Annotated in this window: 7 protein-coding genes; 3 read left to right on the top strand and 4 right to left on the bottom strand. The window is 37.2% G+C overall.

What is annotated here, in order from left to right:
* Window positions 1-55: 55 nt before the first annotated feature.
* Window positions 56-430 (top strand): hypothetical protein, encoded by a 375-nt coding sequence (locus tag KO504_RS16115; protein WP_215928555.1) that lies wholly within the window; start codon window positions 56-58, stop codon window positions 428-430.
* A gap of 49 nt (window positions 431-479) precedes the next feature.
* Here the strand turns inward: KO504_RS16115 and hemL are convergent, their stop codons facing one another.
* The 3 genes from hemL to KO504_RS16100 are packed head-to-tail and all read right to left on the bottom strand — an operon-like array spanning window position 480 to window position 3,495.
* Window positions 480-1,766 (bottom strand): glutamate-1-semialdehyde 2,1-aminomutase, encoded by a 1,287-nt coding sequence (hemL, locus tag KO504_RS16110; RefSeq protein WP_215928553.1) that lies wholly within the window; start codon window positions 1,764-1,766, stop codon window positions 480-482.
* Between the two features lie 3 nt (window positions 1,767-1,769).
* On the bottom strand, window positions 1,770-2,603 hold the full coding sequence (locus KO504_RS16105) for a glucosaminidase domain-containing protein (protein ID WP_215928552.1): 834 nt from the start codon (window positions 2,601-2,603) through the stop codon (window positions 1,770-1,772).
* Between the two features lie 37 nt (window positions 2,604-2,640).
* Entirely contained in the window at window positions 2,641-3,495 is an 855-nt protein-coding gene (locus tag KO504_RS16100) for a 1-aminocyclopropane-1-carboxylate deaminase/D-cysteine desulfhydrase (RefSeq protein WP_252723723.1), read from the bottom strand.
* Between the two features lie 291 nt (window positions 3,496-3,786).
* On the opposite strand from KO504_RS16100, the gene KO504_RS16095 reads away from it, so the two are divergent.
* Together KO504_RS16095 and KO504_RS16090 are read left to right on the top strand one after the other, a co-directional pair.
* The gene (locus KO504_RS16095; protein WP_215928550.1) at window positions 3,787-7,908 is read left to right on the top strand and encodes a GEVED domain-containing protein; all 4,122 of its coding nucleotides are present in this window, start codon (window positions 3,787-3,789) and stop codon (window positions 7,906-7,908) included.
* Between the two features lie 560 nt (window positions 7,909-8,468).
* Window positions 8,469-12,302 (top strand): GEVED domain-containing protein, encoded by a 3,834-nt coding sequence (locus KO504_RS16090; RefSeq protein WP_215928548.1) that lies wholly within the window; start codon window positions 8,469-8,471, stop codon window positions 12,300-12,302.
* Here KO504_RS16090 and KO504_RS16085 read toward each other — a convergent pair.
* The gene (locus KO504_RS16085) at window positions 12,292-12,621 is read right to left on the bottom strand and encodes a hypothetical protein (protein WP_215928546.1); all 330 of its coding nucleotides are present in this window, start codon (window positions 12,619-12,621) and stop codon (window positions 12,292-12,294) included. The two genes, KO504_RS16090 and KO504_RS16085, sit on opposite strands and share 11 nt — an antisense overlap.
* Window positions 12,622-12,659 lie beyond the last annotated feature (38 nt).

Raw genomic sequence — 12,659 nt, 5'->3', positions numbered from 1 at the left:
AAGTTTTAACCAAAATAATTAGGGTATCTCAATAAAATTTGGTATACTATAGGTTATGATAACACAAGACAAAGAGAAGTACGCAAATGAGTTAAATCAGTCCATTTCCTATCTGCAAAATTTAGGCTATTCTAATATCAAGGCCGATATTGAAGGTTATGAAACCCCAAAGTCGTATTTAAAAAGGGGAAGTACAATTGAAGTTACACCAGATATTGTCGCAGAAAAAGAAGGCCGTAAACACATCTTTGATTTAAGTTTAAAATCTCAAAAACCAAGATTGTTAAAATCTAAATGGCTATTTTTAAATACATTAAGCCAATTAAAATCGTATCGTTTTAGATTAATAACAACGAGAGGACATTTTAAATTTACAAACCAAATTGTAGAAGACATTCATTTGGACTCCATTAAACTCATCAAAATTTAAGAGACTGTATCTTATAAGCTAAATGCCACTATAAGATACAGTCTTTTTATTACAATGTTTTAGCAACTTGTTCTACAGCTGCAATGGTTGCATTTAAATCTTCATAGGTTAAAGCATCTGTAATAAACCAAGTTTCAAAAGCACTTGGTGCAATATAAATGCCCGCATTTAGCATGCCGTGGAAGAACGTTTTAAACGTCTCATTGTTTCCTTTGGCAGCCGAATCAAAATCTACCACAGCTCCTTCTGCAAAGTGAACAGAAATCATAGAGCCAATGCTATTTATAGTATGTGCTACTCCATTTTTATTTAAAGCATCAGCAATACCATTATGAAGATATTTCGTTTTTTCTTCTAACCTATTCATCAAGCCTGTATCTGCATTAACGGCTTTAAGCATTGCTAATCCGGCAGCCATAGCTAATGGATTTCCACTTAGCGTACCTGCCTGATATACGGGACCTAATGGCGCTAAGTAATTCATAATTTCATTCCGTGCCGCAAATGCTCCAACAGGCAAGCCGCCTCCAACAACTTTACCAAAACACACAATATCGGCTTTAATACCTTTTAGCTCTTGCACTCCACCTTTAGCCAATCTAAAACCAGTCATTACCTCATCAAAAATTAATAAGATATGATGCGCATCGCATAGATGTCTTAAGCCTTCTAAAAATCCATCTACAGGAGGAATACACCCCATATTACCCGCAACAGGCTCTATTATAATAGCTGCAATTTCATTGGTATTAGCTTCAACAAGTTCCTTTACGTTTTCAAGATCATTATACCGCGCTAACAAGGTATCTTTTGCCGTGCCTTGAGTTACTCCCGGACTATTTGGTGTCCCAAAAGTAACAGCTCCACTACCTGCTGCTATTAAAAATGAATCACTATGACCATGATAACACCCCGCAAACTTTATAATTTTATCTTTTTTAGTAAATCCTCTTGCTAATCTTATAGCGCTCATACAAGCTTCTGTACCAGAATTCACAAAACGAATTTTATCAATATTTGGCACCATAGATACAGCTAATTCTGCTATTTCTGTTTCAATAGCTGTAGGCATTCCAAAAGATGTTCCCAATTTTGTCTTTTCTATAACAGCATCAACAACTGGTGGAAATGCATGACCAAGCAACATTGGTCCCCAAGAATTAATATAATCGATAAAACGGTTGCCATCTTCATCATAAACATAAGCACCTTTAGCAGATTTTGCAAAAATTGGTGTACCACCAACAGCATTAAAAGCTCTAACGGGTGAATTTACTCCTCCCGGAATCACCTCTTGCGCTTCTTTAAACAAAGCGCTACTTCTTTGATATAACATAACTTAATTAGGAATAATAAGTTCTTGACCAATAGTTAGGTCATTTGATTTTAATTTATTTTGAGACTTTATAGCCTCAACAGTAGTTTTATAAAGTCTTGAAAGCGAATACAAGGTATCTCCTTTTGTAACAGTATGCTTTTTTATAACAGACGTCTTCCTACCTTCAATAATTGTTGTAGATTTTCGTTTGGTCTGAGCAGTCGTTGCACCACTAAGCACCTCATCATCATATTGATGCAGCTGGTAACGCTCTATTAAACTGATTAGTTTTTGAGGATATTTTCTATCTGTAGCATAACCTGCAGCCCTTAGTCCTTTTGCCCAACCTTTATAATCGTTTGGTCGTAATTTAAACAAGCTCGCATAACGACTTCGGCCTGTTAAAAATTTAGAATGATCTTCATAAGACATTTCTGCCTTGGTATATTTTCTAAAACATTCTTGTGAACGGTCATCATCATGGTAAATTTTGGCTCCCTTCCATCCATGGCATTTTATACCAAAGTGATTGTTTGCCTCTACAGCCAAACGCCCTCTACCTACACCAGATTCTAAAATACCTTGCGCAAGTGTAATACTAGCTGGTATGTTATGGTGTCGCATATTGTCTTTAGCAATCGTTGCATAAATAGCAATATAAGCATCTACAGTACTTGGTGCTTTATGGGTTGTTGTACTAGGAACTTCGGTTCGTTTTTTAGGCTTAGGTTTCTCATTTTTACCAACAACCGTTTTATGAGTCCTATCATTTTTTCGTTTGGTAACAATACCTTTTTTAGGACCACAACTCATTGCAGACACTACAATTAATACAATTATATATCTAAACTTCATGTGCTTGCTAGTATTGTTTTATAGGTTTCTTTCATTTTCATAGCTCTATTAGGGGCTGGTTTTTTCGCTTCAATATTTGATTAACACCAGGTATACCTTGTAAACCTCCGGTATGAATGGCTAATATTTTTGACTCTTTTTGAAAAAACCCTTTATCAATTAAATCAAATATACCAAATAGCATTTTACCAGTATAAATAGGATCTAACGGAATATCATAAGCTTTCTTAAACTGATTAATAAACGCAATTAATTCCGGCTTTATTTTACCATAGCCACCAAAATGATATGCTGTTATCAGTTCCCAATTATCTTGATTTGCAAATTTACGAATATCTTGTTGTAAAAAATCACCTTTTAACGCCGGAAAACCTAATATTTTCTGATGAGGCTGCGATGCGTTTATGAGTCCCGAAATTGTACCTCCTGTTCCTACCGCACAACAAATATAATCGTACACATGATCTGTAGCTTGTAAAATGTCTTCACAACCTTTAACCGCTAAAGCATTAGTACCTCCTTCTGGTAAAAGGTAGAAGTTTCCAAACCTACGTTTTAATCCATCAATAAAATCGTCATCATTTTTCTGCCTATAGTGAGTTCTAGAAACAAATTCTAAATGCATCCCACAGGTTTTAGCAAATTGTAAGGTGGGATTTAATGGCGTTTTTAAAGCTAACTCCTCTCCTCTTATAACACCAACCGTTTTAAACCCATATAGTTTTCCCGCATAGGCAACAGCGGCAATATGATTTGAAAACGCACCACCAAAGGTTAATAAAGAAGTTGCATTTATCCTTTTAGCTTCATCAATATTATAGATCAACTTACGGTACTTATTTCCCGAAATAAAAGGATGAATTAAATCTTCACGCTTTATAGTTATTAACAAATTTTTAAACCTAATATCTTGATGGCTAACGGATGGCACTTCCAAATCTTTTTTTTACAAAAATAGGCAACTCATTTTAATTTTAGTTTTTTTAAAAAATTGTAGGAAAACCTCTTAAATATGCAGATAATCGGTGTTTTTAATCGTTTTATCGGTAAAAAATTATTTTTTATCCTTTTTTTTTCCTACACTTGTCCTCAGATTTAAAATAAATTAGTCCTATTTAACCCTAGATGAAGCCAATTATTAATATCAATTAAACGGTATTCTTAATGCTAAAACCTACTAATTATGAACAATAATTTTCGTTCTCAGTTATCTCAATTACTTATTAATTTTAGAATAAGTAATTACAAAACATTAAGCGTTGTCTTTTTTGCAATAGCGCTTTTAACAAGTCATTTTGCTACGGCCCAATTACCCGTAACTTACGATTTTGAATCGGGCTTACAAGGCTGGACTAGTAACGCCTCAAATGGCAATGGAAATAATGATTCCGGAACCTATTATGGTTGGGGCTGTAATGCTAACAGAAGCATTTACTCAAAAGACGATGACGGCTCTAACAATATTATGATGTCACCAGCCATAGATTTAACTTCATATTCTGAAGTCACCATTTCATTTTGTCATAAATCTATCAATATTAATAATAACAAAGGTTTTAGACTTCAATATTACAACGGCTCTAATTGGACAACTATTAAGCATTTTAGGCGAGGTACAGATTTTTTCACTCAAGGAGTTTATGCAGAGCATAGTTTTAGCAGAACCATAACTGATGGCGCTACCTATGTGTTCACTGCTAATTCTAGATTTAGATTTAGAGGAACAAGTAGCGACAACAATGATTGGAATTTTTTCGACGATGTTACCATCACCGGCGTAAATTCTACACCATGTGCACAACCTGCTAACCAACCTACTAACCTTACATTTAGCAATGTTTTAGATACCTCTATGGACATTAGTTTTACTCCTGCAACAAGTTCGCCAGATGGCTATTTAGTGGTCTACAACACCACAGGCGTCACTCCGCCCGTAGCAGACGGCGCTACTTATACTGTAGGCGCAACCTATGGCGACCATACAGTTGTAAGCGATAATACAGACACCACTTTTACACTAACAGGATTAAACAATAACACCACTTACTATGTGTATGTGTTTTCATATAATGCATTATGTTCAGGTGGCCCAAATTATTTAAACAGCTCACCGCTTAACGGTAATGAGACCACTTTAAATTATTGTATTCCTAACGGCACAAATTCATCGTTTTACATAGATGATTTTTCAACCTCAGGAGGTGTCACTAATATTACCAACAATAATTCTGGGTATTCTGCCAATGGTTACGGCAATTTTACCAACTTATCTGTAAGTCAATATCGTGGCTCTGCAGTCAATTTTTATGGTAATTTTGAAGATGGCTCTTGGAGCTATGATGGTTTTGGCGTTGGAGTATGGGTCGATTTTAATAATGATGGTGATTTTAACGATGCCGGAGAAACCGTTTTTAATTATGGATACTACGATCCTATAAATAGCAGTTTTACCATTCCTGAAAGCACAACTCCTGGCGACTACCAAATGAGAATTGTTATAGATTGGAATACCGGCAACCCCTATTGGTGTTCTAGCAGTTTTATAGGAGAAGCCGAAGACTATACACTAACCGTATTAGACATTGTTACCTGTACTCCTTCTGATGGTGTTGGCACAACATCCTTGGCTTGTCCTTCTGTAAATGCAGGTGGACTAGGATTATCTGGCGCAGATCCAGATCCTATTAATTGCTCGGTAGGAAACAACACCACAACATTAGAAGCCACTTATCTAGACTTAGGAGATACCTCTACTTACAATGTAGAATCTATTCCTTATGCTCCTCCGTTTCAATTTAGCTGTCTAGAAAATCCGGTGAGTGTTAACGATGACGATGTATGGTCGCCAGAAATAGATTTACCTTTCGATTTTTGTTTCTTTGGCACTACCTACGATTCTTGTGTTATTGGCTCTAATGGTGTCATCTCTTTTAATAGCAGCTTAGCAAACGGTCCTACCGGCTGGAGAACCTTAAACAATATACCTACTTACCAAAATGCATCAGGTTACTTTTATGGCCCTTCAATACATGGTGTGCATCACGATGTAGATCCTAGTGTAGGCGGCGAAATAGGCTACCAATTAATTACTCTAGATACAGGCTGTAGAGCTTTAGTTGCGGCCTGGAGCGATGTACCAATGTACGATGATAATTCTTTGTTATATACCGGAATGATTGTATTCTATGAAGATACTAACATTATTGAAGTCTATGTTAAAGAAAAAAGAACGTTAAATGCATGGAACGATGGTAACGCCACTATTGGACTACAAGCCAACGGCTCTACTGCTGTAGTAGCACCAAATAGAAATGCAAGAGATGCTAACTGGACCGCTTTTGACGAAGCTTGGAGATTTGTACCTGCTGGCCCTTCTATTACAACACTTAAATGGTACAAAGATGCTATCTCACCTGCCAATGAAATTAACGATCCTAATAACGATGGTATCATTACCGTAACTCCAACAGAAACCACAACCTACTACTCTGAAGTAACTTACGACCTTTGTTCTGGTTCTTCAATCGTAGAAATTGATACAGCTACAATTACCTTAATAGGAGATAAAGTTTGGGATGGTTCTGAAAGCTCTGATTGGAATAACCCTAACAACTGGACTCCTGCTGGTGTCCCTGTGATTACAGACTGTATTGTGATTCCTGTTACCGCTAACAACCCTGTTATTACTGGTGTGGTAGATGGAATTGGTTTTAATATGGAAATTGAAGATGGTGCCACACTCATACAACAACCTAATTCGTCTTTAACTATTGAAGATAAAATTACCATAGATACTAATGCCGATTACGAACTTAAAGACAGCGCCAGCCTTATACAAATTACTGATGTGGCTACCAACCAAAATGTAGGTACTGCCAAAGTGCAACGTGAAGTTAACGGATTAACCAATTTTGATTTTGTCTATTGGTCTACTCCTGTTGAAGCTTTTGATGTGGGAGATGTATCGCCAAGCACACCTAATTATGGTATTTTTGAATGGCTGCCAACCGTAGATAATGGCAGCCCAGGCAAACATGGCGAATGGAGCTATGCTACAGGCAACATGACCCTAGGAAAAGGTTATGCCATTAGAGATTTAGAAGGGACTGCTATTGCCAATACAGCCCAATTTGAAGGCAAATTAAACAACGGACAAATTACACATTACATCACTAGAGGTGTGTACAACGGTATGGATTATCCAGGCAACGGAAATACCGCTACAGCCGAAGATGATAACTGGAATTTAATAGGAAACCCATACCCTTCTGCAATTTCTTTAACCGATTTTACAACCGCAAACCCTTATATAGATGGTACACTCTATTTTTGGAGACACACCGCTCCACCAAGTACTTTTGTAGGCGATCCGTTTTATACCGGTTTTCAATACAACTATTCGGAAAACGACTATTTAAGTGCCAACAGCTTAGGCTCTACACCTCCTGGTTTTAACGGTTATATTGCCGCAGGTCAAGGCTTCTTTGTACAACTTCTTAACTCATCGCCAAGACCTAGTCCTGTAGTGTTTAACAATACCATGAGAGGAACTTATGCTAACGATGGCTTCTATAGAAGTGCCAATCTAAACGCAGACAACACCAGCAATACAAACCAAAAACATCGTATTTGGTTAGACTTAATTGACAGCAACAACAGCGCTTTATCACTATTAGTAGGTTATGCTGCGGGTGCCACAGATGCTATAGATAGATTATATGATGGCCATTTACTAAACGATTCTAACTATCAGTTTTATTCTACACTCAATACACCTGAAAAAACGAATAAACTGGCTATTCATGGTAAAGCCTTACCTTTTGAAGAAACAGACACCATTCCTTTAGGATTTCAAACTCCTACACAAGGACAATACACTATTGCACTTAATACGGTTGATGGTCTATTTGAAACCACAGACCAAGGCATTTATCTTGAAGACAAAGTGCTAGACATTATACACGATTTAAGAACAAGTCCGTATAGTTTTACTACAGATTTAGGCACTTTTGAAGACCGTTTTGTCTTAAGATTTAACACCGATAACAGCCTAAGTGTTACAGACCTAGATGCCAATGCCAATTTAGATATTAGAACCTTAGCTAATGCGATTGTAGCCACGGCGACTAAAAGTTTAATTAAAACCTTTGAGTTGCACGATATTACAGGCCGCTTAATACATAAAAAGCTTAATATCACAGCAGCAGATTACAGCTACCCTACTCAAAACTTAAGTCGTGGGACCTATATTGTAACAGTGTCGCTTGCCAATGGCACAACAGCATCTAAAAAGCTTATCATCTAAACCTTAAAATACCATTACAAACAGACCGAGATCTTAACATCACAACCGTTAAGATCTTTCTGTTTTTACACCTGTTTTTTAGAGCCGTTTTAGCGGCTTTGTTTAAGTGATTTTTTTACAACTTTTACGTCCTTTTTTTAGAGGAATTTATAGCACCTTTTTAAGCCCTTTTTTACCCGTTTTTAAGCCTAAATTAAAGCCGTCCTAAAATGCCTTCAACCCTAATAATTAGTGCTTAAACGACTATATTTTTTTTATAAAAAACTACGTTTTTACAAAAAACCAAAGCTATTCGCAATTAAACACTACAAAAACCTCACTTTCATCCGCTAATTTTTAGGTTTTATCGATAATATATTGAAATATACCTCCTAAAACATAGAATAGCTTTAATTTAACTCCTTAACAGTAAGGTAACACTACGGTGTTTATAATATAATATACATCTGTTTTTTACCTGCTTAATATGTATAAATAGTTTTTGAAACCCAAGTTGAAAAAACAAAGGAGGTCTTAGCATAGACCATCTTATTTTAACCCTACATTAAAACATAGAATACATGCTTAAAAAATTACTTTTTGCTATTGCATTAACTACTTATGGTGCAATAAGCGCACAAACCGTACTTATAGACCCTAACGGCGATGGTGGTTTTGAAGATGGAGCTACTTTTGCTGCTAATGGTTGGACTCCATCACTTGCTTTCGATGCCAATTGGAATCAATGGGCAACAAACACCGCAGCCACAGGCTATACAGGAGCCAGAGCCGCTTATATTACAAACCTTGCAACCGGCACACCACCTCCTTATGCTTATAGTGATGGCACTTTTAGTTTTCTTGCCCCTAAATTTTATAGAGACGTGACTTTTGATCCTTCAGAAAGCCACATTAGCCTAAGTTTTGATTGGAAAGAAGAAGGCGGTACCCTTTTAAAGGTATGGCTAAAGGATGATGCTACCGATGCAGGCAATCCTGCTTCCGCTTTAACCGCTTCAGCTACTAACATCCTTTTAGGGACTTATACAGGAGCTACCAGTTGGACCAATGAAACCATTACCATTCCTAGTAGCTATGCAGATAACGTTACGCGTTTTTTAATTTTTGAGTGGACTAATGATGGTAGTGCTCCTACTGCACCACCTGCAGCTATAGACAATATTAGTTTGGTTACCAACTGTTTGCCATCAGGTTCATGGACAACACGTTGGATTCAAAATTTCACAACCGCTGTACCAGGAAGTCCATTTAATATTACAGATACAAATCCGGCATGGGTTGCACCAGGTTACGAAAATAATTCTGCCACAGATTTTGTAGAACAATTTCCTGGTGGCGAAGTCGATTTTACCGTTATTTTTGGTGGCGGAGGCTACAATGGTTTTAATATTTGGGTAGATTGGGATGGCGATGGCGATTTTTTAAGTTCACCCAACGAAAAAGTGTTTGCCACAGGAATTTTAACCCCAAGTTTTGTTTCTGGTTTTCAAATTCCTTCTACTATTCCGCCTGGCACCTATACCATGCGTATTAGATCCGATTTCAATAATGCCGATCCAGCACCATGTGGCTATATCCAATATGGAGAGTCTAAAGATTACAGCCTTATTGTCTCAGACATTAACTGTTTAGATAATCCTTCAAACATTGCTATTAGTGCTATAGATTATACCACAGCAACGGTAACTTGGGATCCCGCATCTCCAGCTCCGGCTAATGGTTATGAGTATTTTATCACTCAAAATCCAAATCCTATTATATACAACCAAACACCAACAGGAACTTCGGCTACAACTTCAGTAAACTTAACAGGCTTGTCTGCAGATACCACCTATTATGTTTGGGTACGATCGGTTTGTGGTTCGGCTTGGGGCCAACAAGGCGAATGGCAAGGTTCTGCAACCTTTAATACGCTTGTTAATCCGCCAACAACAACCAATGTGTCTATTTGTCCTGGAGACCCTTCAGATGTATTAACCGCAGATGCGGCTTGTGTTTCCAACGCTATTATTGGTCATACCATTATAAGCAGTTTAGACCCTACAGATCCTACAGCAAACAGGCTCAACTGGTTTACAACAAGTGGAACTCCATGTGGCAGTGCCTTTAGCTCAACTAGCCAACACTACGATACTTTTGAATTTCAGGTAGATGCGGCAGGTGTGTATGTTTTTGAAACAGACGATGGCGCCACAGCTTTTGATCCTATGGGTTATATTACTTCTGGTGCTTTTACCTTTGGATCTTGTGTCACAGGGACATACATTGCTGGAGATGATGATTCTAGCCCTATTGGTGTAGATAGCCGCATAACAGCAACACTTAGCACAGGCATAACCTATACTTTAGTTACCACAAGAGCTACAGGAAATACCACAAGCCCTACTCCATACCAATGGAACATAACAGGGCCTGGTAACTTAACAGACCCTTATTCTGTACCTAGTGGCATAGAATGGTACACTAGCGCAAGTGGTGGTACACCTATTTTTACAGGTGTAGATTTTGACCCTGTTGCCGAAGGAGAAATAACAGGAACCACACCTGGTGTATATTCTTATTGGGCGGCATGCTCATCGTCTCCTGACGTAAGAACTCGTGCCGATTTTAATGTTGGTAAAGCTTGGACTGGAGATGTAGATTCTAATTGGAACACTCCAGGAAACTGGTCGCCAAGCGGAGCGCCAACAGATTCGGTTTGTGTAATTATTACGGCTGCAGGATTCAGTCCTATTATAGATGGCATAACAGCGGGTGAAGGTTATAGATTAATTATTGAGAATGGAGCCACACTTACGCAACAACCCAATTCTATATTAACCATTACAGATGCTATAAACGTTAAAGCAGGCGGAACATATACCATGTTAGATAGTGCGAGTTTATTTCAAGATACGGATGTCGCCAATACGGTTAATGGGACATTTACTATGCAACGTACAACAACTATAAGCGAGGATGATTATGTGTATTGGTCTTCGCCAGTAAACTCTTTTAATGTTGAAGATATTTCAATAAACACACCAAATGGATATAAATTTATATGGGAACCAACGGCAACTCGTCCTGTTGGACCTCCACCAGATTCTGATCCAAGAGACTTCGGAGAATGGCAAAGTGCAGACACAGGCGCTATGGATGTAGGAAAAGGTTATATTGTAAAAGGCCCTACTGGTCATGGCTCTACAGATGCTCCGTTTACTGCAACATTTTCTGGTACACCTAATAATGGGACTATAATTCAACCTATTACAAGAGGAACATATCAAGGAGTAGGTTACACCTATAACCCCTACTCAAATGACATCCTTACTATTACATCTGACGATGACAATTGGAATCTAATAGGAAATCCGTATCCTTCGGCCTTGAGTATTGAAGATTTCTTAACAGGTAATAGTACTATCGATGGTAACGTTTACCTCTGGACGCACGGTACAGATATTGGCGTAGGAAATACAGATTCATTTTATGATGATTTTACGTATAATTACAACACCGCTGATTATATCGCTATTAATTCTGTTGGTGTTTCAAGTCCAGTAGTCATTGACCATAAGTTTATTGGCGCAGGGCAAGGCTTCTTTGTGCTAATGAATGATACTGGCACGACTACCGAAAGTGTAACGTTTGAAAATTATATGAGACACACTGCTTCTTACAGAAACGACCAATTTTATAGAAGTGCAGATACCGATGCCGCAGAAGAAGACCTAGCAACTAAACATAGAATTTGGTTAGATTATATTAGTCCATCTGGTAGCACCAATACCACATTAATTGGTTATGCTAATGGTGCTACAAATGATAGAGACCGTATGTATGATGCCAAAACCACTAGAGGCGAAGGCTTAAATTTCTATTCTATGATTGAAGAAGACGCCTATCTTATTCAAGGTCGCCAAACACCGTTTGTAGATGCAGACACAGTGCCTTTGGGGCTTAATATTACAGAAGCAGGTATTCAAACCATAGCTATCAATACCGTTGACGGTTTATTTTTAGACACCGATCAAGACATTTATATTAAAGACCTTTTAACAGGCACTACGCATAATATTAGCAACGCGCCGTATACATTTACAAGCGAAACTGGTATTATAAACGATAGATTGGTTTTAACATACCGAGCTAACAACTTAAGTGTAGATGATTTTGAAAGTGTAAATGATGTTAAAGTTTATAAAGATAATACCAATATTGTTGTAAACGCTGCAAACGAAACCATGCAGTCTATAGAAGTTTACGATATGTTAGGCAGAACACTTTTTAAAAACACAGCAATTAACCAAACGCAGTTTACTATTAATGCGCTTCAGCCTAGTACAACCACTTTATTCTTAAAAGTGAAGTTAACTAACGGTGAACAACGTATTGCTAAAATTATTTTTTAAAATACTTTATAACATTATAAGAAGGCCTTGTTTTTAAATATTCAAGGTCTTTTTCTTTGGCATAAGCTTCACGTTCAAAAGAGATATTTCTATAAGCCACATCCCAGTTTTTATACTGAATTAATCGCCATAAAAATTCAACAATATACATTATAAAAAACGGAAGAATAAGTAATTCTAACTGTTGTTTAAGGTGAATTTTTTCATGATTAATGAGTACAGCATCGCCTTTTAAAGTTTTTGTCTTTAAAATCATAAAAGGAAATATGGTCATTCCAAGATAGCCTTTAGGCACCATATATTTTGAAATTAATATCATAGTTTATTCGTTTCAAAAATCAATCCAAATTACATTAT

Source organism: Winogradskyella psychrotolerans, assembly GCF_018860565.1.
In the GTDB taxonomy this organism is placed as follows: domain Bacteria; phylum Bacteroidota; class Bacteroidia; order Flavobacteriales; family Flavobacteriaceae; genus Winogradskyella; species Winogradskyella damuponensis.
This window is presented reverse-complemented; position numbering and strand designations above follow the sequence as displayed.